Below are 26,002 nucleotides of genomic sequence, written 5' to 3'. Positions count from 1 at the left end.
CCGCCCGACCGGCAGGGCGCCGGCCCTCACCGGTGCGGATCAGGCCGGCACCCCTCGCGCGTACCCGCCCGGTCGGCCGCCGTCCTCGGAAGGGGGACGACGTCGCCGGGCCGGGCGTCACGAAGGGAGTGGGCCCACGTGTCCGTACGGAACAGCAGGCCGGTCCTGGTCGCCGACGCCGGCTCGTCCAGCCTGCGCCTGACCGTGTTCGGCGACGCCGGCGAGATCCTCGCCGATCACCGCGGCGACTCGCCGCCCGGCAGGGACGCGTACGGCCCGCTGCGTCGGCTCCTGGACGAGGCGCCCGCCCCGTCGGCTGTCGGCCATCGCGTCGTCCACGGCGGTTCCCGGCTGCGCGGCCACCGTCTGATCGACGACGTCGTGCGCGCCGGTCTGGACGAGGTGGCCACGCTCGCGCCGTTGCACGTGCCACCCGCCCTCACCGTCGTGGACGCGGCCCGCGACCTGCTGCCCGACATCCCGCACGCCGCCTGCTTCGACACCGTCTTCCACACCGGCCTGCCCGCCGCCGCCCGGGAGTACGCCGTGCCCGCCGCCTGGCGCGAGGACTTCGGGCTGCGGCGCTACGGCTTTCACGGGCTGTCGTACGCCTGGGCCCTGGCCCGGGCCGCCGAACTCCTCGGCCGGCGTCCCGAACAGCTTCACCTGGTGATCGCGCACCTCGGCGGCGGATGCTCGGCGTGCGCCGTACGGGACGGGCGGAGCGTCGACACGACCATGGGGTTCACCCCGCTCGAAGGGCTGGTGATGAGTCACCGCAGCGGCAGCGTCGACCCCGGCGCCCTGACCTGGCTGCAGACCCGGCACGGTCTGTCGGCCGCCGGGATCGAGGAGGCGCTGAACCACGAATCCGGCCTTCTCGCCCTCTCCGGCACCTCGGACGACACCCGCGACCTGGTCCGCGGCCGAGCGGCGGGGGACGAGCGCGCGGCGCTCGCGCTGGACGTGTTCACCCACCACTGCCGTCGGGGCGTCGCCGCGATGGCCGCCTCCCTGGACCGGCTCGACGCGCTGGTCTTCACCGGGGAGATCGGCGAGGACCAGCCCGAGGTGCGCGAGGAGGTGTGTGCCCGGCTGCCCGCGCTCGGCCTCACGGGCGGCCTCGGGACGCTCGTCCCGGAGCGCCCCGAGGTCATCAGCGGGCCGGGGGCGCGGGTTCCCGTCATCGTCGTGCCCACCGGGGAGGCCCAGCAGGTCGACCGTGAGACCCGCGCCCTGCTGGCCGCTCGCAGCGCGGAGCCGAACGGCGGCTGAGCTGCGCCGCCGCCGGCGTGCTCCCCGAGCCGGAATTGAGGCAGACCGAGCCGGTACGAAGTCCCGCGCGGGCTTGTGCCCGCGCGGGCTCCGGTCGGATCGCGGCGGTCAGATCGCGGCCGGGAAGCGCTCCCAGACCCGGTGTGCGGCCAGGAGTTCGGCGATCCGGTCCATGACGGCGTCGGGGCGGTCGCCGAGCACCACGCCCGCCCGGGTGGCCGGGGCCCCCGCCACCTCCAGCACTCCGGCGACCTCGCCCCAGCCGCCGAGGGCCTTGCCGTGCCGGAACGCCTCGGACAGGAGCAGCAGGACGCGCGGGTCGGTCCGCACCGCGCTCTGGGCCTGCGGACCTGCGGCCTTGGCGTCGCGCGCCCCGTAGGCGTCGTCCCCGCGGCCGGGCGCGCCGGCCAGGAGGATCGCGTCGAACTCCACGGAGCGGGCGTTGGCGAACGTGCGCTGCACGGTGACCGGGTCCCCGTCGGCGTCCAGCACCCCGCCCCGCGGAGCGATGACCAGCGGGACCATGCCCGCCCGCAGCACCGCTTCGCGCACCGAGCGGACTCCGGCGAGATCGCCCCGGCCGTCCGTGACGATGCCGACGACGCGCCCGTCCGACGGCCAGGTACCGCCCACCTGCGACAGGGCCGGGCTGGGTTCGGGCGAGCCCAGCGGCTCCGTGGCTCGCGGGACGGGCAGGCCGAGGCCGTTCGCCACCTGTTCGCAGAGCACGGGATCGATGTTGGCCAGTACCTTCAGGCCCCGTTCCTTGACGGCCTGTTCGTAGCACTTGCTCAGCTCGAAGGTGTAGGCGGCGATGATGTGCTCCTGCTCCACCGGGGTCATGCTCAGCCAGAACTGCCGGGGCTGGGTGAAGTGGTCGGCGAACGAGGCGGGGGCCGCGCGCTTCTTGCTCGCCGCGGGCACCGTGACCTGGCTCTCGACGAACGCTCCCGTGTCCGCCCCGGCGAGGAACGGGCACCCCCCGTCGAGCGAGTTGGGGCGGTAGGGCGCGACGCCCCGGTGGACCGCCGTCTGGTGCATGCCGTCCCGCAGCATGTCGTTGACCGGGGCGTGCGGGCGGTTGATCGGCAGCTGGGCGAAGTTCGGGCCGCCCAGCCGCGAGATCTGGGTGTCCAGGTACGAGAAGAGCCGCCCGGCGAGCAGCGGGTCGTCCGTGACGTCGATGCCGGGCACGAGGTGGCCGACGTGGAAGGCGACCTGTTCGGTCTCGGCGAAGTAGTTCGACGGGTTGGCGTTCAGGGTGAGCAGGCCGATGGGCTGCACCGGGGCCAGCTCCTCCGGGACGATCTTCGTGGGGTCCAGGAGGTCGATGCCCTCGAACGTCTGGTCGGGCGTGTCGGGGAAGGTCTGGATGCCCAGCTCCCACTCGGGGAACGCGCCCGCTTCGATGGCGTCGGCGAGATCACGGCGGTGGAAGTCGGGGTCCACGCCGTTGATGATCTGCGCCTCCTCCCAGAGCAGGGAGTGCACGCCGAGCTTGGGCTTCCAGTGGAACTTCACCAGGGTCGTGGAGCCTTCCGCGTTCACCAGGCGGAAGGTGTGGACGCCGAAGCCCTCCATGGTCCGGTACGAGCGGGGGATGCCCCGGTCGGACATGTTCCACAGGGTGTGGTGCGCGGCCTCCGTGTGCAGGGTGACGAAGTCCCAGAAGGTGTCGTGCGCGCTCTGTGCCTGCGGGATCTCGCGGTCCGGATGCGGCTTTCCGGCATGGATGACGTCGGGGAACTTGATCGCGTCCTGAATGAAGAAGACCGGGATGTTGTTGCCGACGAGGTCGAACACGCCCTCGGTGGTGTAGAACTTCGTGGCGAAACCGCGGGTGTCCCGGACGGTGTCGGCCGAACCGCGCGACCCGAGCACCGTCGAGAACCGCGTGAAGACGGGGGTCTCGACGCCCTCGGCGAGGAACGCCGCCTTCGTGACGTCGGTGGCGGTGCCGTAGCCCACGAACACCCCGTGCGCGGCGGCGCCCCGGGCGTGGACCACGCGCTCGGGGATGCGTTCGTGGTCGAAGTGGGTGATCTTCTCCCGCAGGTGGTGGTCCTGAAGGAGTACGGGGCCCCGCTCCCCCGCTTTGAGGGAGTGGTCGCTGTCGTACAGCCGGGTGCCCTGGGCGGTGGTCAGACGGGTGCCCGACTGCGCCACGTCGGCGGGGTCGATGTCGAGGGCGCGGCCGGTGGGGCTCATCGTCGCCGGGCCGCTCTGATCGGGTTTGGGCGGCAGCTGCTCGCTTCCGCCGACGGGCTCCTCGACCGGTGGCGACTGCGCGGCGGGCTTACCCGGAATGCCTTCCTCCGGCGAGGACGAGGCCCCCAGCATCTCGGCGGCCTTCTGGGCCGCGGCCTTCAGGGGATTCTTTTCGCTCATGACGGCTCCGAACGTGGGGTGGCGGTGGGACAGGGGGGGAGGTGACGTGGTGTCCGTCGCCGGCGGGGGCGAGGGAGCGCACGGGCGGCCGAGTACCCGAGCCGACCCCCTTCACACGGAGAGGTTCCGGCGGCCGGCGGGGCGGGGTGCGCCGCGCCCGGCCGCGTCACACGGTGCGCGGGCGTCCGGTGTCGGGGGACTTCCGCCGTGCGACGGGCTCGCGCATCGCGTGCTCCCGGATACGGCGGCAGGACTCGGCCATGAGGCGGGACACGTGCATCTGGGAGACGCCCAGCTCCGCGGCGATGGCGCTCTGCGTCAGGTCGGCGAAGAACCGCAGGTAGAGCACCCGTTTCTCGCGCTCCGCCAGACAGTTGATCCCGGATCTGGCCGCCTCGCGGTCGAGTACCAGGTCGAAGCCCTCGTCCACGACGCCGAGGCTGTCGCCGAGCAGCACGTCACCGTCCCCGGCGGCGACCTCGGCGTCGATGGACAGGGCGGTGAAGCCGTGCAGCGCCTCGTTCCCCTGGCGCACCTCGTCCTCGCTGAGTCCGGTGTGCTCGGCGAGGCGGGCGAGGGACGTCGGGACGCCGGCGGCGGCCAGTTCGGCCGTGGCCAGCCGGACGGCGTTCCGGAGGTTCTGGATTCTGCGGGGTACGTGCACGGACCACATGCGGTCCCGGAAGTGCCGCTTGATCTCGCCGGTGATGGTGGGGATGGCGAAGGGGGCGAAAGCACGGGCGACCGCGGGGTCGTAGCGGTCGACGGCGTTGACCAGTCCGACGGCCGCTACCTGCCGCAGATCCTCCAGGGTCTCGCCGCGATTGCGGTAGCGGGCCGCCAGCCGGTGGGCCATGGGGAGCCAGGCGCAGATGATCTGTCCCCGCAGGTGCTCCTTGGCGGGCCCGTCGGGCAGCTCGGCGAGCCTCCGGAAGTCTGCTGCCGTGTCGGGGTCGTCGGCATACCGGCTCTCGACGGCCATGGGGGGCTCCACTCCTCGCCGTACGGGGATCAAGGAAACCGGGAGGGACTGCGGGACGTGCCGAGCATCCGCGCGCACGTCCCGCACGATGTCCGCCGCGGGGCGCGCCTCACCTCCGAAGCACATCCTGGCCCTGCCACGCTCCGGCGCCCACGAACCCTGTGGGCGGGGGCGGTCACCCGGCTGGACGACGCCGACCGGGCGCACGGCGTACGGGCGGGCCGGGCCGCCGGCCCGGGCCGGCGGTGCCCCGGTCGCACGCCGTGGCGCCGGACGCGCCGCACCGCTCCCGTGCGGCGCGTCCGGTGCCAGGGGCGTGCGAGGCCACCGCGCCGCTTCCGTGCGACGAGGACCGGCTCAGCGGGCGCGGGTGTGCCGGATGGCGGTGTGCAGGGCGCGACGGGTGGCGGGCGGCAAGGGGGAGCCGTGAAAGCTCTCGACGAGTTGGTGAGCGATGTCCCGCAGCTTGATGTTGCTGTCCTGGGACGCGTTCACCAATATCTGCCATGCCTGTTGGCTGGTGCAGGGCGTCGAGGCGATGAGGATGCCCCGGGCGATGTCGATGACCGGCCGACTGCTGAGTGCGGCGCGCAGCCCCTCCAGCTCGCTCCGCAGAGCGGCGATGTCGGCCGCCGGCAGGCGGGCGGACTGTGCCGGGCTCTCGCCGCCCGACGCCGCGGTGCACGTGCTGTGGTCCTGGTCGAGTGGTTCCCGCATGCCTGGTTGCTCCTTCCGGCTTCCCTGTCTGTCCATCACTCCGCCCCGGCCGCGCACGGACGGGCGTCGGCCGGAGCCTGCCGGGGCAGTGCTCGGATACATGGGCCGGGCCCCCTGCGGGGGGCGTCGCAGGGGCCCCGAGGCAGGTGCGGCTCATGGGGCGAGCACACCTGCCGGTGAACCCCCGGGCACGGCAGCGGCCGTCGTGGGGTCCCACCCGCGGCTGGCTGACTTCTTCGCCCGGCCGGCTTGTCGGCGGAAGGGCGGACGCGGTGTGTCCGGTACGTCCCTCCACCGCAGGGAGCATAGGCAGGGGCCGCGGGCCCGTTGCACCCGACACGCGGACCGGCGGCGGGGTGGCGGCGAAGGATCGTTCCTGCCCTCGGCGGAGGACGGGCCGGTCTCCGCCGCCGGGATCGCGGGTGGCCTCCCGGGGCCGCGGGCGGTGGGGCTCCGGGCCGAGACCGTGTTCAGATCCCCGGGCTCGGCGGCCCCTGGTGCTCAGAAGGTGGCCGAAGCGTCCGCCGGCCTCGACGAGATCGTCGCTTCCTCCGTGCCGGCGCATCGCCCGGTCTCCCACAGCGTGACGTTCACGGACGCCCGTCCGGCGGGCCTCCTGATGGTCTCGGCACGCGGCGGACTGCCTCCCATGGCCGTGTCCGACGTCCGGGAGGACCTGTTCGCCGTCGTCCAGCACGGCGTCCCGGGGGGCCCGGGAACGCTTCCGGTGTCAGCCGACGTAGCGCCGCGCGGCCGACGTCCGTCGCGCCCGTTCCAGCGCCCGCAGCCGGGCTTCGAGTTCGCGGGGCACCGGGGCCCGCTGCTTGAGCACCCACGGCAGTCCTTCGGCGGCCTGGGCGAACGCCCGGAGCGAGGCGCGGTCCCGGGGGACCGTGGCCAGGAGGTGGGCGGTACGGCGCAGAGCCGGGGCCCACGGGCGGCGCAGCCAGGTGAACCAGAGGGTGTTCCGCAGACCCAGCGTTCGCCGCGCGGTGCTGTCGCGGACCGGAGAGGCGGCGTGGTGGATCAGCAGCTCGGGCACGTAGCTGAGCCACCATCCCCGCCGGAGCAGATCGGTGGCCAGTAGCTCCTCCTCGCCTCCCAGCCACAGCCCGGGGTGAAAACCGCCGGCCGACCGGAAGGCGTCCGTACGCATCACGGTGGCGGCGGCGAGGAACGAACCGAGTGCGGGCCCCGGCAGCCAGGCGGGCCCCTCCAGCGGTGAATCCCGCAGCTCGGCGACGACGGGGTCCTCCTCGCCCGACGGTTCCACGACGATGCGCGCCGTCACCGCGGCCAGCAGCGGCCGCCGGTCGAGGAGATCGGCCGCGTGCCGCAGGGAGCCCGGCTCCCACCAGGTGTCGTCGTCGCAGAAGGCCACGTACGGGGTTCGTACGCGCTCGACCGCCAGGTTGCGGCCGACGGCTCCGAGGTTGCGGCCGGGCGTCAGCAGGGTCATCTCGGGGAACAGGCGCGCCACCGCCTCGGCGGTGCCGTCCTGGGAGTCGTTGTCCGTGACGATGACCGCCGGGGCCTCCGGCAGGGCTCGCAGGGCCCGCAGGGTACGCAGGAGTTCGGGGCGGCGGCCATGGGTGATCACCACGACGGTGATCCGGTCGTCGGTCATGCGGCGCTTCCCTTCTTCCCGGCCCCGGAGAGGCCCTTCGCCGCGCGGGCGTTGCCTTCCAGCAGCCGTACCCGCTGTTCGGTCCGCGCGGGCAGCCGGCGGCGCTGCCGTACGGCCCGGGGGGCCCGGGCCAGAGCCCCGCGCAGCGCCGTGGCGGCACCGTCCTCGCCCCGGAACGTGGCGGCGCCCAGCTCCAGGGTGTGCCGCAGCGCCACGTGGGCCGGGCGGCGGAGCCAGGCGGTGAGCAGCGCGTTGCGGCGCAGCAGTGCGGAGCGGCCCGGCCGTGCGCCCGGGTCGGGGTGGTGGTGGGCGGTCACGGACGGTTCGTAGGAGACGCCCCAGCCGGCGGCCGCCAGGTCGTAGGCGAGGAGCGTTTCCTCCGCGCCGAAGAAGAGCAGCGGATGGTATCCGCCGACGTCGAGATATGCCTGCCTGCGCACGACACACGCGCAGCCGAGGAAGCCCAGGACGGGGCGGCCCGGCAGACCGGGTTCCGGGGGGAGCGGCGAGCGCGCCAGCAGGTCGTTCAGCGGATCGTCCCGTTCGTCGGGCCCCACCAGGCTGCGGGCCGCCAGCAGGCCGAGGTGCGGATGGGCGTCGAGGAGGTCGGCGGCGCGCCGCAGGGAGCCGGGGCCCCACCAGGAGTCGTCGTCGCTGAAGGCGACGTACGGGGTCGTCGCGCGGCGTACGGCGAGGTTGCGGCCCAGGGCCCCGGTGTTGCGTCCCGGGGCGAGGACCCGGGCGCCGACGGGGTGGGCGCGCAGGGCGGCGGTCACCGCCGGGTCGACGCCGTTGTCGACGACCACGACCGGGGGCCGCTCGGGCAGCTCGGCCAGCCGGTCCAGGGTGTGCAGGGCACTGTCCGGCCGGTTCCGGGTGATCATGGCGACGGTGGTCCGGGCGTCGCCTCCCGGCGGGCTCCCGCCGGACCGCTCAGCCATGGCCGTTCGCCCCCGCGGACTCGCTCGCCGCGCTCCGGGACCCCGCCCTGCCCCGGCGGACCTGGGCCAGGACGGAGGCGAGCACCTCGACGGTGCCGATCCGCATCAGCGCGGGGTCGGGAACGGCGCCGTGCGGGTCACCCGGCGGGCCGGGGTGCCACAGGGCCGTGTGCCGCGGGTCCGGCGGCGGCCCCCACAGACGGGGCGCCACCGGGCCGAAGAGGGTCACCGACGGTGTGCCGTGGGCGACGGCGAGGTGGGCGGGTCCGGTGTCGCCGCTGAGGAGGCAGGCCGCGCCTGCGACCAGGGCGGACAGCTCCGCGAACGGCAGCCCGCCGGACATGACGTCCCGGGGGCCGAGGCCCGCGGCGCGGGCCAGGTCCGCGACCAGTTCCTCCTCCCCCGGCCCACCGGTCACCACGACGCGGCAGCCCTCCGCCAGCAGCCGCCGCACGACGATGGCGTGGTGCCGGGCCGGCCAGCGCCGGGCCGCCGCCTCGGCTCCCGGGTGCACCACCACGGCGCCGGGAGCCGGTGAGGGGCGGGACGGCTGGGGCAGCCGGACGTCTGCGGGATCGGCCGGGATGCCGTAGGCCGCCAGCAGGCGGCACCAGCGTTCGCGCTCGTGGTCCTCGTGCCGCCACACGGGCGGCGCGGCCCCGGCCGACGACATCGTCGGCGTCGGAGAGGCGTACGAGAGGATGCGGCGCGGTCCGAGGGCGGCGAGGGCGGCGTGGCTCTCGGGCCCGTTGCCGTGCAGATCGACGGCGACGTCCGGCGGGCCCCCGTACCAGCCGGTGAGGGTCGGGACTCCGCGTCCGGGCGCCTGGGCCGGGAAGAGGGTGTCCACCGCTTCGGTCGCCAGGGCCGCGTCCCGCAGCGACGAGGGGGCGGCGAGGACGATCTCGTGGCCGGGGTGGGCGCGGCGCAGCCCTCGCAGGGCGGGCACCGCGGTGAGCAGGTCGCCGAGCCCCAGGGCCCGGAGGACGAGCAGGCGGGGCCGGGCGGCGGCGGCCGGGCCGGACATGGTCGTCACCTCCTGCCCGTACGGGCGCGTCCGGTGGCCCGTTCGGCCGGGACCAGGGCGGCCCGGGCGGCGAGATCGGTGGTGGAACGGCCGTTGAGGTAGGGCAGGAGCACCACTTCGCCGCCCCAGCTCCGCACGAGCGGCGTCTCGGGGAGCTGGGCGAGCGCGTAGTCGCCGCCCTTGGCCCAGATGTGGGGACGCAGCTCCTTCAGCAACTGCTCGGGGGTGTCCTCGTCGAAGACCGCGACCGCGTCGACACAGCCCAGCGCCAGCAGGACCCGGACCCGGTCGGCGACCGGCACGAGCGGCCGGGTCGGCCCCTTGCGCCGACGGACCGAGGCGTCGGAGTTGACGCACACGATGAGGCAGTCGCCGATACGGCGGGCCGCCTGGAGCAGGGCGACGTGGCCCGCGTGCAGCAGATCGAAGCAGCCGCCCGCCGCCACGACGGTGCCGCCCTGCGCACGGACGCGGTCGGCCAGCCGCGCCGACTCCGGGTTCGGGGAGGCGTCCGGGTCCGGCGGGGCGGCGGGGCGGTCGTACCGCAGGCCCGCCGCCCCGCCGTCGGTGACGTACCGCGTGGCGGCCCGTACCGCCGCCTGCACGGCCTTCTCGGGCAGCGCGCCGTCGGCCAGCAGCCCGGCGGCGGTCGCGGCGAAGCGGTCGCCCGCTCCGCAGGCGTCCCCCGACGCGGTACGGGGGGCGGAGACCAGCAGCGGGTCGTCCCCGTGGGAGAGCAGCGCCCCGTCCGACCCCAGGGTCACCGCGACGGAGGCGACGCCCCAGGCCCGGATCAGCTCCCGTGCGTCGTCGGCCGCGCGGTGCAGGTCGGGCCGCGGGCGGTGCGGATCGCCGCCGGGACCGGGACGTTCCCCCGGCGGCTCGTCCCCGGTGCGGGCGGCGAAGGCGCGGGCCTCGGCGGCCGAGGGCGTGACGAGCCTGGTGCCCTTCACCGGCGGCCCGCCCCGGGGGTGCGGGTCCCAGACCACGGGGACCGTGCGGGCCGCCCGGGTGAGCGCCTCCCGCAGGACGTCGGCGGCGCCCCGGCCGTAGTCGGCGACCAGGACGGCCCCGGCCGCGCCGATCGCCGCCCGCGCCTCGTCCGTCGCCCCGGCCGCTCGCCCGTCGCCGTCGTCCAGCCTGAGCACCGGGACCCCTTGGGCCATGACCCGTGTCTTGCGGGGGAGTTCACCGGTGAGCGGCAGTTCGACGAGGCGGACGCGGTCCTGGAGGAGGAGCCGCAGCGTACGGTCGGCCTCGCCGTCGCCCAGCGCCGTGACGAGGGTGACCTCGCGGCCGTCGGCGGCCGCGAAGTAGGCCGCCAGCGCCGCGCCGCCCGGCCGTGTGCTGCGACGGGCGCCGTGCACCACGGGGACCGGTGCGTCGGGGGCCAGCCGGTCGGCCCGGCCGGACAGGTCGTGGTCGAGGAGGGCGTCCCCGACGACGAGGAGGGGTGCGGGCACGGTCACAGCGCGCCCCTCTCGACGGCCACCGGGGAGGGAGAGGGGGAGGGCCGTCGCGAGACCGACGCCCGCTCCTCACATACCTGGTCGAACGCTTCGCAGAGCATGTGGACCGCCACGAGGTGGAGTTCCTGAACGGTCGCCGAGGCGGGGGCGGCCACGCACAGGGCCTCGTCGCAGGCCGCTTCGAGCGGGTTGGGGGCCGGGCCGGTCAGCGCCCACACGGTCATGCCGATGCGGCGGGCCTCGGCGGCGGCGGAGAGGAGGTTGGCGCTCGCACCACTGGTCGACAGGAGCATCAGGACGTCGCCGGGGCGGCCGTGGGCGCAGGTCTGCCGGGCGAACACCTCCTGGACACCGTAGTCGTTGGCGATGGCGGTCGTGGAGGAGGTGTCGGCGTGGAGGGCGAGTGCCGAGAACGGCGGCCGGTCCTCGCGGTAGCGGCCCACGAGTTCGGCGGTCAGGTGCTGGGCCTGCGCCGCGCTCCCGCCGTTGCCGGCGACGAGCAGCCTGGCGCCGCCGCCGAGGCGGCCTGCCAGCTCGCCGCCCCAGCGGTGCAGGACGGAGCACGAGCTCCGGAACGCGGCGAGGGCTTCCGTCAGGTCGTCGCAGTGCTGAGCGTGGCGGGTGGGGTTCATCGGACGGCTCCCGAGAGTGAGGAGGTGGCGCGCACGGCGCTGTAGACGCGGGCGACCCCGTCGGCGACACGGTCCCAGCTGTAGTGCGCGAGAACGCGTTCCCGGCCGGCCCTGCCGTAGCGGGCCAGCCGTTCCGGATCGTCGAGCAACGTGCGGATCACCCGGGCGAGGTGTTCCTGCCCGCCCTGTGCTGCGGGCGGCACCAGGGCGCCGGTGACACCGTCCACCACGGTGTCGAGGTGGCCGCCGACGGCGGTGGCGACCACCGGGGTCCGGCAGGCCATGGCCTCGATGGGCACGATGCCGAAGGGTTCGTAGTCGGGCAGGGACAGCACCAGGTCCGCGCCGGACATCAACCGGGGCATCCGGTCGTGGGCCACCGCGCCGAGCAGGGTGACCCGGTCGGCGACCCCGTGGTCCTCGGCGACCTTCCTCAGCCGCTCCGCCTCCGGCTCGGCGAACAGCAGCTCCGCCTCGGGCCCGCCGGCGATGAGGAGTTCGGCGTCGGGGACCGCGGCGAGCGCGCCGATCGCACGGTCGAAGCCCTTCCGCCGTACGAGCCGGCCCACCGCGAGCAGACGGCGGGGCCCGGCGGCGGTGCGGGCGCCCGCGACCGGTGCGAAGTGCCTCGGGTCCACGCCGCAGGGGACGACGGAGACGCGGTCGCGGTCCACCCCCATCGCGATGAGTTCGGCCACCTCGTCGGCACAGGTCGCCAGGACGCGCCGGCAGGCCCTGCCGATCGCCGCCTCGACGGCCAGGCGCTGGGGCGGACTGGTGTCCTCGCTCCCCTGGTGCCGCTTCTTCACCGTCCCGAGCGCGTGGTACGTCTGCACCACGGGGACCCCCAGGCCGCGAGCACCGGCCAGGGCCGCCGTGCCGGACATCCAGAAGTGGGCGTGCACCACGTCCGGCGGGGCGGTCCTCCAGCGTTTCGCGAGGAACGCCCCGAACTCGGGCATGCACGGGAGAAGTTCGTCCTTGGGTACGCGGGAGGCCGGTCCGGCCGGCACGTGGACGACCTTCACTCCGTGTGCGGTGGTCAGCTCCGGGGCCAGGCCGGGGCCGTCCCGGCGGGTGTAGACGGTGACCTCGTGGCCGCGCCGGGCGAGGTGGCCGGCGAGCTGGGCGACGTACACGTTCTGTCCGCCGGCGTCCGGTCCCCCCAGGTCGGCGAGTGGGCTGGCGTGCTCCGACACGAGAGCGACACGGAGCGGGGCCGAGTGGGTGGGGCTCATCGCGTGACCTCTTTCATCAGGTGTTCCCAGTCGTCCAGGAAGCGCTGGACCCCGTACCGGGCCTGTACCGCCGCCCTGGCCCGCTGCCCCGCGTACGACGCCTGTTCGGGGTCGGCGAGGAAGGCGCGTACCGCCTCTTCGAGGACGTCGAGGCGGTTGGACACGACCCCCGCGTCGTCGGGCACGGCCTCGCGCACCTCGGTGGTGTCCAGGGCGACGACGGGCATCCCGAGGAACATCGCCTCCAGCAGCGACAGTCCGAGCGAGGTCCACCGGACCGGGTGGAGGTAGAGGCGGCAGCGGGCCATGGCGGGGTGGAGTTCGCCCTGCGGCAGGTCGCGGGTGCGGCAGCGGCCGGGGGGCAGCCCGAGGTGGGCGCCGAGTCCTTCGGTGCGCATGCCGAAGACGTCCAGGGGCGCGGCCCCGGCGAAGCGGGGCAGCAGGTCGGTCCCCGTCGTACGGCCCCGGCGCACCGGGTCGTTGACCACGACCGCGGCCCTGGCCTCCGTACCGGTCCACAGCGGGCCCGGGTCGATGACGCCGTGCTCGATGACGGTGGCGGGGGCCCGGCCGTTGTCCCACATCAGCCGGTTGAAGTGGGTGACGTGGACGAGGGGGAGGTCGTCGCGGTCGGCCAGCGGGTGGCGGGTGCCGACGGGTGTGCCGTCCGGGCTGTTGTGCTCGACGTAGACCGCCGGGACATCGGCGCCCGGCCGCCGTCCGGTCCACTGCCGGGCCAGCGAGATCTCGTGCGGGCGCTGGAGCACCATGAGGTCGATGTCCTGTTCGCGCAGCTCCCGCGGCGTCACCTCGCGGACGTTCGGCGGCCAGTGCCAGGTGGCCGCCCGGCCGAGGCCGTCCGGTCCGCGGTCCGGGGTGACGGGCACGAGATAGGTGTGCGGACCCTGGACGAACGAGGTGGCCCAGGAGCCGTGGACGTGCCAGATGAGGATGTTCATGCGTGCTCCTCGATGAGCTCCCGAACGGCTCGCACCACTTCTTGGGGGGTGACGTCGTTCAGACAGGGGTGGCCGGGGACGGGGCAGTGGCGGGCGCGGCTGTCGGCGCACTTCGCGGACTGGTCGCCGAGCAGGACGGACGGCACCCCGAAGGGGGCCCAGCGTTCGGCGGGGACCACGGGGGCGAAGAGGGAGACGACGGGGGTGGAGACGGCGGCGGCCAGGTGGGCCGGTCCGGTGTTGCCGCTGACCAGCACGTCGGCGTTGCGCAGGACGCCCGCCAGGGTGCGGGGGTCGGTGCGGCCTCCGAGGTCGAGGGCGGTCTCACCGCTGACGTGCCGGGTGAGCGCCTTCTCGTCCGGCCCGCCGGTGACGACGACCCGGTGGCCGGCGTCGGCGAGGCTCCGGACCGTGGCGGCGCAGCGTTCGGGGCTCCAGGCGCGGGCCGGTGCGCTGGCGCCGGGGTGGACGACGACGTAGGGGCCGTTCCCGGTCAGGGGCACGGTGTCGGGGGCGGGCAGCACGCGCAGCCGCCCGTCGTCGCCGGGCGGCGGGGCGAACCCCATGGCCACGGCGGTGTCGAGCGCGGCCTCCGCTTCGTGGCGCCCGGGGAGCCGGTGGTTCCGGACGTCGAGCAGGCGGCCGGGATGGTCGACGCTGTCGGCGCCGGTTCGCGCCACCCCGGCCATTCTGAGCAGCAGGGCGACGGGCAGCGGGCTCTGGTGGAACGAGGTGAGGACGAGCGCGCTGTCGTACGCGCCTGCCCGTACGCGGCGGACCAGCGCGTCGACATCGGCCGGGTCCACGGGCGGGGGGCTGACGCCTTCCCAGGGCGCCTCCCAGACGAGCACGTCGTCGACCCCGGGAAGCAGTCGGGCGGCTGCTTCGCCACGGGGTCCGCAGAGCATCGTCAGGTGAGACGCGTGGGCGGCGACCGCGCGGACGGCGGGGCCCGCCAGTAGCACGTCGCCGAAGCTGTCCAACCGTACGACCAGTGCCTTCACCACACGTCCCCCTGTCGCTCCAGTACCAGCCGGACGGCGCTCAGCACGTCGGGGGCCGTCCAGCGCTCCCTTTCCACCTCGGCGGGCAGCGTCGCCGCGTTGGGGACGAGGACGCCTCGCGCTCCGGCCGCCCGCGCGGCGAGGACATCGGCGCGGATGTCGCCGATCACCACGCAGGCGGTGGGCGGCACGCCGAGCCGGCGGGCGGCCTCCAGGACCATCCCCGGCCGCGGCTTGCGACAGGCGCAGTGGTCCTCGGGGACGTGGGGGCAGAAGACCCAGGTACCGAGCGCGCCCAGGAGTTCATCGGTCCGACGGTTGACCCGGATGACGTCGTCCTCGGAGACCAGTCCCCTGCCGATGCCCGACTGGTTGCTGACCACCCCGGTGGCGATGCCTCCGTCGCGCAGCAGTCCGACGGCCTCGCGGGCACCGGGCAGCAGCCGCACCTTCTCCGGGTCGCCGTTGTACGGAACGTCCTCCACCAGGGTGCCGTCCCGGTCGAAGAGGACGGCGGAGACCGGGCGGGGAGCGGGGTCGAGGCTGCTCATCGGGCACCTCCCGCCGGCCGGACGGAGCGATGCCGGACCTCGCCGGCGAGGCGGTGCCAGCAGGCCAGGGGCGGGATGAGCACGCTCGTGGCGGCCATCGTGACCACCTCCTGCCGGGTCCGGGGGCCGGGGGCTATGCGGGCCCAGGCGAACTCGGCCGTGGCCGCGGCCCACAGTCCGGCGGCGAGCGCCCCGGCCCGGGGGCGCCGGGCGGCGGCGCAGAGGACGGCCGCGCCCGCCAGGCCGGTGATGGCGAGGTGGCCGGGCAGCCGGCCGCGCGACGCCTGGGCCCGGGTCCACCATCCGGGTCCGTGGAGGCGGTTCATGAGGGCGTCGTCGGCGTTGCCCCGCTGGGCGCGCACCGAGGCCCAGCGGTCGCTCGGTCGGACGGGATGGTGGGTGACGCGTTCGCCCCGGCGCAGCGACCACCCGGCGTCCATGACGCGCAGCGCGAGGTCGGCGTCCTCCCGATAGGCGCGCGGAAACCTTTCGTCAAAGCCGTCGACCTCTTTGAGCACAACCGCCCGGTAGGCCATGTCGGCGGTGGCCCAGGCAGCCCCTTCCAGGCCGGCGGTGCCCCGCTCCCAGTCCGTGGGCCTGCGGAACGCGGGCAGGGGCACCGTCAGCCGCCCCTGCACGCCGCCGGTGTCGCCGTCGGCCGCCGCGAGGTCCGCCGCGAGGCGGTGCCGCCAGTCTGGCCGTACCCGCACGTCGTCGTCGAGGAACACCACCCAGGGGGCGTCCACCGCTCGCCAGCCGGCGTTGCGGGCGGCGGCGGGGCCCCGCCCGCCGGTGGCGAGGGTGCGCACCCGGAGGTCTCCGGCCGACCCCAGCGGGAGAGCGCCGCCGGGCGCGGGCCGGTCGTCGACCACGACGACCTCCGCCGGCGGCGGCCCGGCGCACGCGGCCAGGGCCCGCAGGCAGTCGTCCAGGCAGGCGCGGCCGATGGTGGGGACGACCACGGCGTAATCCGCGGGCCCCGTCATGCGAAGACCTTCCCTCGCCGCACCGCGAAGGGACCGAGCGCCAGCAGGTCCACCGGAGCCGACCCGAAGCACTCCAGGGCGTCGCGGGGGTCGTCGACCATGGGCCGGCCGGCCGTGTTGAGGCTGGTGTTCACGACGACGGGCAGGCCGGTACGCCGTTCGAAAGCCTGGAGCATGCGGGCCACGAGAGGCTCGGACGCGGCGTTCACGGTCTGGACCCGGGCGGTGCCGTCGACGTGGACGACCGCGGGGATGCGCTCGCGCCACTCCTCGGCGACGTCATGGACGAACAGCATGTACGGGCTCGGCACCGGCCCGTCGAAGAGTTCCGCGGCCCGTTCCTCCAGCACCATGGGCGCGACCGGCCGGAACTCCTCGCGTCCCTTGACCGCGTTCAGCCGCTCCAGGTTCGCGGCCCGTCCCGGGTGGGCCAGCAGGGAGCGGTGGCCGAGCGCCCTGGGACCGAACTCGGAACGCCCCTGGAACCACGCGACGACTCCGTCCCGGCTCAGCTCCTCCGCCACCGTCTCGGCGATGTCGTCGGGTTCCTCGTACGGTACGGCCGCCCGCTCCAGCCAGCCGCGCAGTTCCTCGTCGCTCCAGCCCCGCCCGAGCGCGGCGGTCGGCATCGCGTCCACGGGTTCCTTCTCGGACGCCACGTGGAGAGCGGCCCCGAGGGCGGTTCCCGCGTCGCCCGCCGCGGGCTGCACCCAGATCTCCCGGAAGGGACTCTCGCGGTACAGCCGGGTGTTGGCCACGCAGTTGAGCGCGACTCCCCCGGCGAGGGCGAGCACGTCCTCGCCGGTGCGGCCGTGCAGCCACCACGCCAGCTCCAGAAGGACGTCCTCCAGGCGGGCCTGGGCGCTCGCGGCGACGTCGGCGTGCTCCTGCGTCCAGGGGGCGCCGGGCGCCCGTCCCGGCACGAGGGACTCCCACGGCACCGGGCGGGCGGTGAAGCCGCCCGCGCCGTCGGTGTGGACGAACTCCCGCAGCCGGTCGGCGAAGCGGGGTTTCCCGTAGGAGGCGAGCGCCATGACCTTGAACTCGTCGCTGCTGCGCAGGAAGCCCAGGTGCTGGGTGAGGTCCTCGTAGAACAGGCCCACGGAGTCCGGCAGCTTCTGGGCGGCCAGGACGGTCAGTTGACGGTTGACATAGCGGCCCGAGAGGTGGGAGCCGCACTCGCCCCGCCCGTCGAGGACGAGGACCGCGCAGTCGGGGTGGGGGGACGCCTGGCCCGCGGAGGCCGCGTGGGCGACGTGGTGGGGGACGAAGCGGACCTTCCCGGCGTCGAGCCCCGGCAGGGCTTCGGCGAGGAATTCCGGGGCGCGGCGCGCGTACTCCTGCCGCAGATGGTCCCACGGGTCGTCGAGGCCCAGGCGGTCCGCGGGGGCGGCGAGACCGGGGTCGTAGGAGTAGGCGACCACATCGAGGTCCGCGGGGCGCAGGCCGGCCTGTTCGAGGCACCAACGGGCGCTGAGCTCGGGCATCTCCCAGGCGGAGAACGGGACGGGTCGCTTGCCGTGCTTGCGACGGCTGAAGCGCTCCTCCTCCGCCGCGGCGACGATGGTGCCGTCGATGACCAGGGCGGCGGCCGGGTCGTGGAAGAGGGCGTTGACGCCGAGGACGCGCATGGGAACCTCCGTCAGTACTGCGGGGCAGGGGATGCGGGGCCGGGCGTGGCGGAGAAGTGGGCGATGGTCCGCTTGATGCCCTCCTCCCAGCTCACGCGCGGCTCCCAGCCCAGGAGTTCGCGGGCCAGGGTGGTGTCGGGCCGACGCCGCTCGGGGTCGTCCTCGGGGCGCTCGATGAAGGCGAGCGGGGAGGGGGACCCGGTCAGCGCGATCACCCGGCGGGCGATGTCCAGGACCGTGACCTCGTCGCCGCCGCCGATGTTCACCGGGCGGACGGCCTGGCTGGCCGCCACCCGCAGGACGCCCTCGACGGTGTCGTCCACGTAGCACAGCGAACGTGTCTGGCTGCCGTCACCGGCCACGGTCACCGGCTCTCCGGCGAGCGCCTGGCAGACGAAGGTCGGGACGGCGCGGCCGTCGTGGGCGCGCATGCGCGGGCCGTAGGTGTTGAACATCCGCACGATGCCGGCGTTCAGGTTCTTCGCCCCGGCGTGCGCGGTGACCAGCGCTTCGGCGAACCGCTTGGACTCGTCGTACACGCTGCGCGGACCCACCGGGTTGACGTTGCCCCAGTAGTCCTCGCGTTGCGGATGGACCAGGGGGTCGCCGTAGACCTCGGAGGTGGAGGCGAGCAGGAAGCGGGCGCCGTCGCGGTGCGCGATCCCCAGGGCGTTGCGGGTGCCGAGGCTGCCCACGTCCATGGTCTCCAGCGGGTGGCGCAGGTAGTCGGCGGGCGAGGCGGGACAGGCGAAGTGCAGGACCAGGTCGTAGGGGCCGCCCAGTTCGTCGGCCGTCCGGCCGGAGGAGACGTCGCACCGGACGAACCGGAACCCCGGGCGGTTCTCCAGATGGGCGATGTTGTCCAGGGACCCGGACAGCAGATTGTCCGCACAGTCGACTTCCACTCCTGAGTCCAGCAGCCGCTCGCACAGATGGGAGCCGAGGAATCCGGCACCTCCGGTGACGACGGCGCGACGCCAGGGGGCTGGTGTCGTCATCAAGGACATGGGTCCGCCTTTCGTCCGTGGTGGGGGGTCACACACGACTCCTGGGCAGCGCCGGACCACTGACGACGAACTGACAGGAAGGGTCGGGCCGGGACACTCCGCCGGCCGCCGATGTGCCACCGCGGCGGGCGGGAACCCAGGACGCCCGCCGTGGTCCCGACGGGCATGTCACGCCGAGTTCCCAAGCGGTTACGTTTCACACCTGAGAGTTCTCCGCCCTGGACCGGATCCCTCGAACGGCCCAACCGCGAAGCGCGCGCCGCGCCCCTGCGGGGCGTGGCGCGCGCGGCCCGCCTGCTCGGCCCCGGTCTGCGGCCGAGGCGCGGGGCAGGCGGGACCGGTGGTCGTGCTTCAGTCGCTGGAGAGGGCTTCGATCAGGTCTCCCACCCGGCGGTCGGGCAGGGAGCGGGCGACGTCCGCGGTGGCGACCATACCGACCAGGGTGTGGCCGTCGATGACCGGCAGCCTGCGGACCTTGTGCGAGGTCATCGTGCGGAGGATCTCCTCGGCGGGGTCATCGGCGCCGATGGTCACCGCCTCCCCCTGGGCCAGCTCGCCGGCCGTGCATTCCGCGGGGTCCTTGCCCGCGCCGAGCACCCCGACCACGATGTCGCGGTCGGTCAGAACACCTTTGAGCTTGTTGTCCAGACCGCAGATCGGAAGAGCCCCGACCCCGAGTTCCGTCATCTTCTTCGCGGCGTCGAGGACGCTCTCCTTCTCACCGACGCACTCCGCGCCGCTGGTCATGATCTCGCGTGCGGTAGTCATGAATGTCCTTTCCTTCCTGGGAATCACGTGGCTCCGCCCGTGACGTGACGGGTTCCCCCGGCCGGAGGGCTCATGGGCACGCGAGGCCGGGCGTGACCTCTTCGGGCACTCCTCGGTCGGTGAACGGGGCGTGCCCCGGTCGGTGGACCAGTCGCACGTCGGTCGCCGGACCGCACGCGCCCCGGCCGGCAGGGCCGGGGCCGAGGGCCGGAGACCGGGAGCCGGGACACGAGCGGATCAGTGGGGGTTTCCGGGTGACCCGGGTGACTCAGGGGTGGTCCGGGCGCTCCTCGGGCGGCACTCCCCCACCGGGGCCTCCGCCCTTGCTGCCCTTGTCCGTTCCATGTGCCCGGGCGCCGCCGCCACGCGGCGTTCCCGGCTGTCGCGCTTTCATCTCGGCGCTGTCCTGCGGGGTTGCCCCGCCCTTGTCGCTGCGCCGCTGTTCCGGTTGCTGCGGGTTCGACATCGCGTTCGCTCCCTACGCGGGGTTCGGTGCACCATCCGAGTCCCCAGGACGCTCCGTACCAAACACCGCCCTCCCCTCCTGCGTCCTCCTCCCCCTGCATTCCTGGATCCTCCCGGGCCCTCCGTCCCTCTGCCCGCCCCTCCGCCCGTTCCTCGGTCCCGCGGGACGGCGTTTGACCCGCGAGCACGGTGGTACCCGGCGACAGCAGGACCGCTCGACATCGGGGCGCGGCACGAAGGCCGGCGCGGCCGACACCACGCGCGCGGCCTGCGGAGAGCCGGCGGCAGGCTGGAAGCGCCGCGGCGGCTCCCGCCGGGCCGCGACCGACCTGGGGAGCAAACGTCATGACCGACCCCCGCCCCTTCTCCGGGCAGGACGAGTCCTACTGGATGCGGACCACCGACGCCCCGCGGTATCCGCGCCTGACCGAGGACCTCACGGTGGACGTCGCCGTGGTGGGCGGCGGCATCGCCGGGCTGAGCACCGCGTGGGAGCTGGCCCGGGCAGGCCGGCGAGTCGTGGTGCTGGAGGCGGACCGTATCGCCTCCGGTGTCACCGGCTACACCACGGCCAAGGTGTCCGCTCTGCACTCCCTCGTGTACGACCGGCTGCGGCGGAAGCAGGGTGCCGAGGCCGCCCGGCTGTACGCCATGTCGCAGCTGGACGCGGTGGAGCGGCTGGCGGCGATCGTCGACGAGGTGGGCATCGCCTGTGATCTGGAACGGGTCAGCGCCTACTCCTACGCGGCCGGGCCCGACTCGCGGGAGACCGTCGAAGCGGAGGCCCGCGCCGCCGCCGAAGCCGGCCTGGACGTCACGTACGTCACCGATACCGAACTGCCCTTCCCCGTCGCCGGTGCGGTCCGACTGGACGAACAGGCGCAGTTCCACCCGCGCCGCTACCTTCTGGCTCTTGCCGAGAACCTGCTCGAAGAAGGGGGACTCGTCCACGAACGCACCCGGGTCACCGGCCTCTCGGAAGGACGGCCCTGTCGGCTGACCACGGAGGACAAGCGGCTGGTGACGGCCCGCGATGTGGTCATCGCCACGCACTACCCCGTCTTCGACCGCGCGATGCTCTTCGCGCGGCTGTCGCCGAGGCGGGAGCTGGTGGTCGCCGCTCCCGTGGCCGCCGACCGGGCTCCGAAGGGCATGTACATCACCGAGGACGAGGGAAAGCGGTCGGTGCGCTCGGCGCCGCTCGACGAGGGCCGCCGCCTGCTCATCGTCACCGGGGAGAGCTTCACTCCCGGAACGGGCGACCCGCAGGAGAGCTTCGGCCGCCTGGACTCCTGGATGCAGGAACGCTTCCCGGTGGGCCCCGCCGCGTACCGGTGGGCGGCACAGGACAACGACCCCAGCGACACGGTGCCGCTCGTCGGCCCCTTCCACATCGGAGCCCGGCACACGTACGTGGCCACCGGCTTCGGAGGCTGGGGCATGACGGGCGGCGTCCTCGCGAGCCGCCTGTTGGCCTCCCTGATCACCGGCTCGGGCGCGCAGCCGGCCTGGACGGAGCTGTACGACCCGCGCCGCCTCGCGAGCGTGCTGCGTGAGGGCTCCGCCCTCCTGGGACAACAGGCCGACGTGGCCAAGCACTTCGCCGGCGACCGGATGCGTGTGACCCACGTCGACTCGGTCGACGACATCCCGCCGGGCGCCGGGGCGGTCGTACGGGTGAAGGGACGCCGCTGCGCCGTCCACCGGGACCAGGACGGCGCCCTGCGCGCCGTCTCCGCCCGGTGCACCCACCTCGGCTGCCTGGTGTCCTTCAACGAGGCGGAAACCACCTGGGAATGCCCGTGCCACGGCTCCCGGTTCGGCGTCGACGGCTCCGTCCTCCAGGGGCCGGCCCTACGCCCCCTGGAGGAGGTGGACGTCACCGGCGAAGAGGAGTGAAGGGGGCGCGCGCCCGACGCTCCCCACACCGCGATCCGGCGGAAAGGCGGAATCATGCGATTTCGGGACCGCGGCCAAGCCGGCCGTGAGCTTGCCGAACGGCTCCTGGCCCGGCAGGCCGGCCGGGAGGTGACCGACCCCCTTGTCCTCGCGCTCCCCCGCGGCGGCGTACCCGTCGCGGCACCGGTCGCCTCGGAACTCCACGCCGTGCTGGACGTCCTGGTCGTCCGGAAGATCGGTCCGCCCGGCCGGCCGGAGAGCGGGATCGGCGCGATCATCGGTGACGATCCGCCGCTGTTCGACCGGACGGCCCTGGAGATGCTCGGCGTGGAGGAGGAGCGGCTCGGGCCGGAGGTGGCCCGCGAACGCGCGGAGCTGCACCGCCGCGAGAAGCTCTACCGGGGCGGCCGACCCGAGCCCCGAGTCGCCGGAAGGACCGTCGTCCTAGTCGACGACGGACTCGCCACCGGGCTCACCGCACGGGTGGCCCTGGGCCACCTGCGCGACCGGGGCCCGGGCCGGCTGGTCCTCGCCGTGCCCGTCGGCGCCCCCGGCAGCGCAGACCGCCTGAGCGCGGACGCCGACGACGTCGTCTGCCTGTACGAGCCGCCGGGCTTCCGAGCCGTGGGCGAGTGGTACGACGACTTCGACCAGGTGGCGGACGATGAAGTCCTCGCCGTACTGCGCGACCTCGGGCCGCCGTCGGCACCCGCACCCTCGTCCTGAAACGCGTACCTGAGGGATGTCCGACCATGCCCGCGCCGGCTCGGCACCGGGTCCTCCGCCTGCCAGTGCTCCCGGTCCGGCCGCTGGGAACGGGGAAGCCACCGGCGACGGTGGGAATTCATTTCCGACTTGGAGGCGATTCGTATGAGGCGTGGTACAGAGCCGGTCAACGCTCGCAGCGCGATCAAGCTCAGGAGAATCCTCGCGACGTCGGCCCTCTTCGCGTTCGTCGCGGCGGCGGTGCTGCTCGCGCTGCTGGCGACAGTCTCCGACCCGGGTGACACGCCGAGCACCACGCAACTGTGGCTCCTCGCGGGGGCGTGCGCCCTCGTCGCCGCGACCGCGGCCGTCGACCTCCTGGTCATCCGGAAGAAGCATTCCCCGACGCGGGAACGCCCCTGACGCCGTCACCGCGGGCGGTGCCGCCGGACCGCCGGCCCCCCTTCGAGGCGGTGCGTGACCTCGCCCGCCGGATCACGTCGGATCAGGGTCGCGGCCGGCTCCGGAGCCGGTCGCACGTCGTCGCACCCGCGCGGGGCGCCGCAGGACGTGGCCCGGGCGCGCCGGTCCCGGGCGCGCGGCGCCACGGAACCCTGTCCACGGCACCGCGCGCCCGCCAAGGCGTTACTTCGCCGCGTCGAGCGCGGCCAGGGCCTGCGCCCAGCCGACGTACTTCAGGTCCGCGAGGTCGGCCACGGTCTTGATGCCGAACGCCTCCTTGAGCAGGTCGCCCTGCCGGTCCGAGACGCCCTTGAGCGCCGACACCGGCGCCGCCAGCACCTCCGGCACGCTCTTGTCCGCCCACGCCTTGTCCAGCACCTTGTCCAGATCGATCGAAGCCACGCTCGTCCCCTCATCGTTCCGCGCTTCCCACGAAGCGCGCGTATCGCGGGGCGCGCGGACCTCCGCACCCCCGCCTGCCTCTACAGCCATGTAGAGCATGACAGAGGGCGGCGGCTCCGACGCACCTGAACAAGAGATCGGCCGGGATTGTCCGAAAGCACATGCACCGCCTCCCGCCCCACCGGATGCGGCACTCCGCGAGCCGACGGAACGGGCGACACCGCCGGGCCGGCGACCACCCGCCCGACGGAGGCGCCGGAAGACCGGGCACTCTCCACCGAGCGACCTCGGAGCCGCTCCCGGGCCCCGAGTCTCCCGATCGCACGAAGGGATGGAATCGAGCCACTCACTCACGCGGAAACACCGCACAGGGGGCTTGTGAACCGGGGGGCCGGACCCGTGGCGACAGGTCGCGCCGGACCGCACGGCCGCTTCTTGCGGTCCAGGGCTCCACCGAGGAGGGCGCCCCGCCGCCGCGACGCCCGTAGCGACCGGCGCGGGGCATGGGATCGCGACGTCCCGGCAGAGGCCCGGTGGGAGTTTGAGCAGCTTCCCGCCAGGGCCGAAAGCCGCGATCTACAGTGGGTGACGATCAATCAGGGGGTCGGTGACCGGTCGGCGTCGATACCGCCGCAGTACGCGCCCGAGCGCCGCGGGCCCCCGGATCACCGCGCCCCCCCACAGTCCGCCCCATCAGGCAATGCGCAGGTCACGAAGCCCTCTGCAGGCTCGCTAGGAGACAGACGTGAAGATGCTGATCAACGTACCCGAGACCGTGGTCGCCGATGCCCTGCGGGGCATCGCCGCCGCGCATCCGGAGCTGACCGTCGACGTGGAGAACCGGGTCGTCGCCCGGCGGGACGCGCCCGTCGCGGGAAAGGTGGGGCTGGTCTCCGGGGGCGGCTCCGGGCACGAGCCGTTGCACGCCGGGTTCGTCGGGCCCGGGATGCTGTCGGCCGCCTGCCCGGGGGAGGTGTTCACCTCTCCCGTGCCGGACCAGATGGTGCGGGCGGCGGCGGCCGTCGACAGTGGGGCGGGCGTGCTGTTCGTCGTCAAGAACTACACCGGTGACGTGCTCAACTTCGAGATGGCCGCCGAGCTCGCCGAGGAAGAGGGGGTCCAGGTCGCCCAGGTGGTGGTGGACGACGACGTGGCGGTGAGCGACAGTACGTTCACCGCCGGGCGGCGCGGCACGGGAGCGACGCTGTTCGTCGAGAAGATCGCCGGGGCACTGGCGGACGAGGGCGCTCCGCTGGAGCGGGTGGCCGCGGTCGCGCGGCAGGTGAACGGGGCATCGCGCAGCTTCGGGGTGGCGCTCGGCGCCGTCACCACTCCGGCCAAGGGCAGCCCGACCTTCGATCTGCCCACCGGGGAGCTGGAGTTGGGCATCGGCATCCACGGGGAGCCGGGGCGTGAGCGGCGGCCGATGATGACGTCGGGGGAGATCGCCGACTTCGCCGTGGACGCGGTGCTGGAGGACCTGCGCCCCACGGGCCCGGTGCTGGCGCTGGTGAACGGCATGGGGGCGACGCCGCTGCTGGAGCTGTACGGGTTCAATGCCGAGGTCCACCGGGTGCTGTCCGAACGCGGCGTCCCGGTGGCTCGTACGCTCGTGGGGAACTACGTGACGTCGCTCGACATGGCAGGCTGCTCGGTGACGCTGTGCCAGGTGGACGAGGAGCTGCTGCGACTGTGGGACGCGCCCGTGCGGACGGCCGCGCTGCGCTGGGGCTGCTGAGCCGCCGGCCGGATTCCGTGACCGTGTACGCGGCCCCGGTGCGGGGCCGGCCGTCAGCCGTGCCGCCGGGACGATCAGTTCCGCGTGCGACCGAGAACAGGAGATCATGTGCTCGACACCGACTTCTTCCGCCGCTGGATGACCGCTGCGGCGGCGTCCGTGGAGCGTGAGGCGGACCATCTCACCGAGCTGGACTCGGCGATCGGGGACGCCGATCACGGCAGCAACCTCCAGCGCGGCTTCACGGCGGTGACGACGGTGCTGGAGGAGGACTCCCCCGCCACCCCCGGTGCGGTGCTCGCCCTGGCCGGACGGCAGCTCATCTCGACCGTCGGCGGGGCGTCCGGTCCGCTGTACGGGACGCTGCTGCGCCGTACGGGCAAGGCTCTCGGAGATGAGCCGGAGGTGACACAGGAGCAGCTGGCCCGGGCGTTCGCGGCGGGGGTCGCCGCGGTGGGGCAGCTCGGCGGCGCCCAGGCCGGGGACAAGACGATGCTCGACGCGCTGCTGCCCGCGGCGGAGGCCCTCGCCACCTCGTTCGACGGCGCCGCGGACGCGGCCCGTGCGGGTGCCGGGGCGACGGTGCCGTTGCAGGCGCGCAAGGGCCGGGCCAGTTATCTCGGGGAGCGCAGCATCGGGCATCAGGACCCGGGCGCGACCTCGTCGGCACTGCTGGTCGAGGCGCTGGCGGCGACCGCGGCGGACGGAGCGGGCGCATGAGCGGCGAGCGTCAGGTGGGCATCGTCCTGGTCTCCCACAGCGGTCCGGTCGCCGAGTCGGTCGCCGAGCTGGCCCGGGGTCTCGCCGCCGGAGGGGTGACCGCGCCGGTCGCCCCGGCCGGCGGACTGCCCAACGGCGGGCTCGGGACGAGTGCGGAGCTTATCGGCCGGGCCGCCGCCTCCGTGGACCGGGGCGTGGGCGTGGCGGTCCTGGTGGATCTGGGAAGCGCGGTCCTCACAGTCAAGGCCATGCTGGCGGAGGGCGACGAGCTGCCCGAGGACACCCGGCTCGTGGACGCGCCGTTCGTGGAGGGCGCGGTGGCCGCCGTGGTGACCGCCTCGGCGGGCGGCGATCTCGCGGCGGTGGTGGCGGCGGCCTCGGAGGCGTACGGCTACCGCAAGACGTAGGG

Annotated in this window: 25 protein-coding genes; 7 read left to right on the top strand and 18 right to left on the bottom strand. The window is 74.4% G+C overall.

Translation table 11 applies throughout. The annotated features are described in order from the left end of the window. Positions 1–138 precede the first annotated feature (138 nt). The gene (locus ACIQMU_RS20040) at positions 139–1,275 is read left to right on the top strand and encodes an acetate/propionate family kinase (protein ID WP_402689334.1); all 1,137 of its coding nucleotides are present in this window, start codon (positions 139–141) and stop codon (positions 1,273–1,275) included. 108 nt (positions 1,276–1,383) lie between these two features. Here the strand turns inward: ACIQMU_RS20040 and ACIQMU_RS20035 are convergent, their stop codons facing one another. From ACIQMU_RS20035 to ACIQMU_RS19955, 17 genes are all read right to left on the bottom strand, one after another. After that, positions 1,384–3,663, bottom strand: coding sequence for a catalase (locus ACIQMU_RS20035; protein ID WP_402689333.1), 2,280 nt, complete (start codon positions 3,661–3,663; stop codon positions 1,384–1,386). Between the two features lie 166 nt (positions 3,664–3,829). Further along, on the bottom strand, positions 3,830–4,645 hold the full coding sequence (locus ACIQMU_RS20030) for a SigB/SigF/SigG family RNA polymerase sigma factor (RefSeq protein ID WP_402689332.1): 816 nt from the start codon (positions 4,643–4,645) through the stop codon (positions 3,830–3,832). A 357-nt stretch (positions 4,646–5,002) separates the two neighbouring features. Further along, positions 5,003–5,362: an ANTAR domain-containing protein gene (locus ACIQMU_RS20025; RefSeq protein WP_356725222.1), complete on the bottom strand. Its 360-nt coding sequence runs from the start codon at positions 5,360–5,362 to the stop codon at positions 5,003–5,005. A gap of 730 nt (positions 5,363–6,092) precedes the next feature. Continuing rightward, entirely contained in the window at positions 6,093–6,989 is an 897-nt protein-coding gene (locus ACIQMU_RS20020) for a glycosyltransferase (RefSeq protein WP_356725220.1), read from the bottom strand. After that, positions 6,986–7,930 carry a glycosyltransferase family 2 protein gene (locus tag ACIQMU_RS20015; RefSeq protein ID WP_402689331.1) on the bottom strand — a complete coding sequence of 315 codons (945 nt, stop codon included), beginning with the start codon at positions 7,928–7,930 and terminating at the stop codon, positions 6,986–6,988. The genes ACIQMU_RS20020 and ACIQMU_RS20015 overlap by 4 nt, the downstream gene beginning before the upstream one ends. Beyond that, the gene (locus ACIQMU_RS20010; RefSeq protein ID WP_352240907.1) at positions 7,923–8,957 is read right to left on the bottom strand and encodes a glycosyltransferase family 9 protein; all 1,035 of its coding nucleotides are present in this window, start codon (positions 8,955–8,957) and stop codon (positions 7,923–7,925) included. The genes ACIQMU_RS20015 and ACIQMU_RS20010 overlap by 8 nt, the downstream gene beginning before the upstream one ends. A gap of 5 nt (positions 8,958–8,962) precedes the next feature. Further along, positions 8,963–10,426, bottom strand: coding sequence for a D-glycero-beta-D-manno-heptose 1-phosphate adenylyltransferase (gene rfaE2, locus ACIQMU_RS20005; RefSeq protein ID WP_356725217.1), 1,464 nt, complete (start codon positions 10,424–10,426; stop codon positions 8,963–8,965). Further along, on the bottom strand, positions 10,423–11,058 hold the full coding sequence (locus ACIQMU_RS20000; RefSeq protein ID WP_402689330.1) for an SIS domain-containing protein: 636 nt from the start codon (positions 11,056–11,058) through the stop codon (positions 10,423–10,425). The genes rfaE2 and ACIQMU_RS20000 overlap by 4 nt, the downstream gene beginning before the upstream one ends. Beyond that, positions 11,055–12,296, bottom strand: coding sequence for a glycosyltransferase (locus ACIQMU_RS19995; protein ID WP_356725213.1), 1,242 nt, complete (start codon positions 12,294–12,296; stop codon positions 11,055–11,057). The genes ACIQMU_RS20000 and ACIQMU_RS19995 overlap by 4 nt, the downstream gene beginning before the upstream one ends. Further along, the gene (locus tag ACIQMU_RS19990; RefSeq protein WP_402689329.1) at positions 12,293–13,255 is read right to left on the bottom strand and encodes a glycosyltransferase; all 963 of its coding nucleotides are present in this window, start codon (positions 13,253–13,255) and stop codon (positions 12,293–12,295) included. Before ACIQMU_RS19990 ends, ACIQMU_RS19995 begins: the two co-directional genes overlap by 4 nt. After that, positions 13,252–14,259, bottom strand: a complete 1,008-nt coding sequence (locus ACIQMU_RS19985; protein WP_402689386.1) for a glycosyltransferase family 9 protein — start codon at positions 14,257–14,259, stop codon at positions 13,252–13,254. The genes ACIQMU_RS19990 and ACIQMU_RS19985 overlap by 4 nt, the downstream gene beginning before the upstream one ends. Further along, positions 14,256–14,810, bottom strand: coding sequence for an HAD family hydrolase (locus tag ACIQMU_RS19980; protein ID WP_356725209.1), 555 nt, complete (start codon positions 14,808–14,810; stop codon positions 14,256–14,258). The genes ACIQMU_RS19985 and ACIQMU_RS19980 overlap by 4 nt, the downstream gene beginning before the upstream one ends. Further along, positions 14,807–15,796: a glycosyltransferase family 2 protein gene (locus tag ACIQMU_RS19975; protein WP_402689328.1), complete on the bottom strand. Its 990-nt coding sequence runs from the start codon at positions 15,794–15,796 to the stop codon at positions 14,807–14,809. Before ACIQMU_RS19975 ends, ACIQMU_RS19980 begins: the two co-directional genes overlap by 4 nt. Then, positions 15,793–17,427, bottom strand: a complete 1,635-nt coding sequence (locus ACIQMU_RS19970) for a carbamoyltransferase C-terminal domain-containing protein (RefSeq protein ID WP_352240914.1) — start codon at positions 17,425–17,427, stop codon at positions 15,793–15,795. Before ACIQMU_RS19970 ends, ACIQMU_RS19975 begins: the two co-directional genes overlap by 4 nt. 11 nt (positions 17,428–17,438) lie before the next feature. Continuing rightward, on the bottom strand, positions 17,439–18,434 hold the full coding sequence (locus ACIQMU_RS19965) for an NAD-dependent epimerase/dehydratase family protein (RefSeq protein ID WP_402689327.1): 996 nt from the start codon (positions 18,432–18,434) through the stop codon (positions 17,439–17,441). Between the two features lie 351 nt (positions 18,435–18,785). Further along, complete coding sequence (locus ACIQMU_RS19960; protein WP_352240916.1) at positions 18,786–19,202, bottom strand: CBS domain-containing protein; 417 nt, start codon at positions 19,200–19,202, stop codon at positions 18,786–18,788. Positions 19,203–19,470: 268 nt separating this feature from the next. After that, positions 19,471–19,668, bottom strand: a complete 198-nt coding sequence (locus tag ACIQMU_RS19955) for a hypothetical protein (protein ID WP_402689326.1) — start codon at positions 19,666–19,668, stop codon at positions 19,471–19,473. A 344-nt stretch (positions 19,669–20,012) separates the two neighbouring features. Here ACIQMU_RS19955 and ACIQMU_RS19950 point away from each other — a divergent pair, with 344 nt between their 5' ends. The 3 genes from ACIQMU_RS19950 to ACIQMU_RS19940 all read left to right on the top strand — a co-directional run bounded on the left by ACIQMU_RS19950 (position 20,013) and on the right by ACIQMU_RS19940 (position 22,694). Next, positions 20,013–21,566, top strand: a complete 1,554-nt coding sequence (locus tag ACIQMU_RS19950) for an FAD-dependent oxidoreductase (RefSeq protein ID WP_402689325.1) — start codon at positions 20,013–20,015, stop codon at positions 21,564–21,566. Positions 21,567–21,620: 54 nt separating this feature from the next. Further along, positions 21,621–22,292 (top strand): phosphoribosyltransferase, encoded by a 672-nt coding sequence (locus ACIQMU_RS19945; protein WP_402689324.1) that lies wholly within the window; start codon positions 21,621–21,623, stop codon positions 22,290–22,292. 144 nt (positions 22,293–22,436) lie between these two features. Then, entirely contained in the window at positions 22,437–22,694 is a 258-nt protein-coding gene (locus tag ACIQMU_RS19940) for a hypothetical protein (RefSeq protein ID WP_402689323.1), read from the top strand. A gap of 222 nt (positions 22,695–22,916) precedes the next feature. On the opposite strand, the gene ACIQMU_RS19935 is transcribed toward ACIQMU_RS19940, so the two are convergent. Further along, entirely contained in the window at positions 22,917–23,135 is a 219-nt protein-coding gene (locus ACIQMU_RS19935; RefSeq protein WP_018959966.1) for a hypothetical protein, read from the bottom strand. Between the two features lie 745 nt (positions 23,136–23,880). On the opposite strand from ACIQMU_RS19935, the gene dhaK reads away from it, so the two are divergent. The 3 genes from dhaK (at position 23,881) to ACIQMU_RS19920 (ending at position 26,000) form a co-directional block, all read left to right on the top strand. After that, positions 23,881–24,873: a dihydroxyacetone kinase subunit DhaK gene (gene dhaK / locus ACIQMU_RS19930; protein ID WP_352240921.1), complete on the top strand. Its 993-nt coding sequence runs from the start codon at positions 23,881–23,883 to the stop codon at positions 24,871–24,873. A 108-nt stretch (positions 24,874–24,981) separates the two neighbouring features. Beyond that, positions 24,982–25,593 (top strand): dihydroxyacetone kinase subunit DhaL, encoded by a 612-nt coding sequence (dhaL, locus tag ACIQMU_RS19925; protein ID WP_402689322.1) that lies wholly within the window; start codon positions 24,982–24,984, stop codon positions 25,591–25,593. After that, the gene (locus ACIQMU_RS19920; protein ID WP_352240923.1) at positions 25,590–26,000 is read left to right on the top strand and encodes a PTS fructose transporter subunit IIA; all 411 of its coding nucleotides are present in this window, start codon (positions 25,590–25,592) and stop codon (positions 25,998–26,000) included. The genes dhaL and ACIQMU_RS19920 overlap by 4 nt, the downstream gene beginning before the upstream one ends. The last annotated feature ends 2 nt before the right edge of the window (positions 26,001–26,002 follow it).

This window comes from Streptomyces sp. NPDC091649, assembly GCF_044756785.1.
Taxonomy (GTDB): Bacteria; Actinomycetota; Actinomycetes; order Streptomycetales; family Streptomycetaceae; genus Streptomyces.
The sequence above is the reverse complement of the archived record's forward strand: the minus strand, read 5'-3'. Positions and strand labels throughout refer to the sequence as shown.

What these genes read in the sequence shown, in the direction of transcription:
- ACIQMU_RS20035 (WP_402689333.1), bottom strand. Translation starts at nt 3,663, where the DNA reads ATGAGCGAAAAGAATCCCCTGAAGGCCGCGGCCCAGAAGGCCGCCGAG.
- ACIQMU_RS20030 (WP_402689332.1), bottom strand. Translation starts at nt 4,645, where the DNA reads ATGGCCGTCGAGAGCCGGTATGCCGACGACCCCGACACGGCAGCAGAC.
- ACIQMU_RS20025 (WP_356725222.1), bottom strand. Translation starts at nt 5,362, where the DNA reads ATGCGGGAACCACTCGACCAGGACCACAGCACGTGCACCGCGGCGTCG.
- ACIQMU_RS20020 (WP_356725220.1), bottom strand. Translation starts at nt 6,989, where the DNA reads ATGACCGACGACCGGATCACCGTCGTGGTGATCACCCATGGCCGCCGC.
- ACIQMU_RS20015 (WP_402689331.1), bottom strand. Translation starts at nt 7,930, where the DNA reads ATGGCTGAGCGGTCCGGCGGGAGCCCGCCGGGAGGCGACGCCCGGACC.
- ACIQMU_RS20010 (WP_352240907.1), bottom strand. Translation starts at nt 8,957, where the DNA reads ATGTCCGGCCCGGCCGCCGCCGCCCGGCCCCGCCTGCTCGTCCTCCGG.
- ACIQMU_RS20000 (WP_402689330.1), bottom strand. Translation starts at nt 11,058, where the DNA reads ATGAACCCCACCCGCCACGCTCAGCACTGCGACGACCTGACGGAAGCC.
- ACIQMU_RS19995 (WP_356725213.1), bottom strand. Translation starts at nt 12,296, where the DNA reads ATGAGCCCCACCCACTCGGCCCCGCTCCGTGTCGCTCTCGTGTCGGAG.
- ACIQMU_RS19990 (WP_402689329.1), bottom strand. Translation starts at nt 13,255, where the DNA reads ATGAACATCCTCATCTGGCACGTCCACGGCTCCTGGGCCACCTCGTTC.
- ACIQMU_RS19980 (WP_356725209.1), bottom strand. Translation starts at nt 14,810, where the DNA reads ATGAGCAGCCTCGACCCCGCTCCCCGCCCGGTCTCCGCCGTCCTCTTC.
- ACIQMU_RS19975 (WP_402689328.1), bottom strand. Translation starts at nt 15,796, where the DNA reads ATGACGGGGCCCGCGGATTACGCCGTGGTCGTCCCCACCATCGGCCGC.
- ACIQMU_RS19970 (WP_352240914.1), bottom strand. Translation starts at nt 17,427, where the DNA reads ATGCGCGTCCTCGGCGTCAACGCCCTCTTCCACGACCCGGCCGCCGCC.
- ACIQMU_RS19965 (WP_402689327.1), bottom strand. Translation starts at nt 18,434, where the DNA reads ATGTCCTTGATGACGACACCAGCCCCCTGGCGTCGCGCCGTCGTCACC.
- ACIQMU_RS19960 (WP_352240916.1), bottom strand. Translation starts at nt 19,202, where the DNA reads ATGACTACCGCACGCGAGATCATGACCAGCGGCGCGGAGTGCGTCGGT.
- ACIQMU_RS19955 (WP_402689326.1), bottom strand. Translation starts at nt 19,668, where the DNA reads ATGTCGAACCCGCAGCAACCGGAACAGCGGCGCAGCGACAAGGGCGGG.
- ACIQMU_RS19950 (WP_402689325.1), top strand. Translation starts at nt 20,013, where the DNA reads ATGACCGACCCCCGCCCCTTCTCCGGGCAGGACGAGTCCTACTGGATG.
- ACIQMU_RS19945 (WP_402689324.1), top strand. Translation starts at nt 21,621, where the DNA reads ATGCGATTTCGGGACCGCGGCCAAGCCGGCCGTGAGCTTGCCGAACGG.
- ACIQMU_RS19940 (WP_402689323.1), top strand. Translation starts at nt 22,437, where the DNA reads ATGAGGCGTGGTACAGAGCCGGTCAACGCTCGCAGCGCGATCAAGCTC.
- ACIQMU_RS19920 (WP_352240923.1), top strand. Translation starts at nt 25,590, where the DNA reads ATGAGCGGCGAGCGTCAGGTGGGCATCGTCCTGGTCTCCCACAGCGGT.